General features: G+C 46.7%; 1 pseudogene. It reads right to left on the bottom strand.

The window, feature by feature from the left end:
- Positions 1 to 244 (bottom strand): annotated as a pseudogene (locus R2R70_RS22540) (ethanolamine permease); the annotation flags it as partial.

Genomic DNA, 244 nt, shown 5'->3' with positions numbered 1-244 from the left:
ATTAACGCACGCGCTGGTACTTTGCGCTCTGTAGTAATTGATAGAGATTGTGGTAAATAACCCGCACGAGAAAGGGCAAACACTAAACGGCTGTAACCATAAATAATAGAGAAAAAAGACGCCACCAAGCCCGCTAAACCTAAAATATTAACCGTCGTAGCTAAGCTGCTATTGCCTGTTGCATTAAGCGCATCTACCAGTGGTACTGCACTGGCCCCCATTGCATTTGCACCTGCGGCACCAG

The sequence above is a fragment of the Cobetia sp. SIMBA_158 genome, assembly GCF_046566945.1.
Taxonomy (GTDB): Bacteria; Pseudomonadota; Gammaproteobacteria; order Pseudomonadales; family Halomonadaceae; genus Cobetia; species Cobetia amphilecti.
Note: the sequence above shows the minus strand (reverse complement) of the source record. Positions and strands in the feature narration are given on the sequence as shown.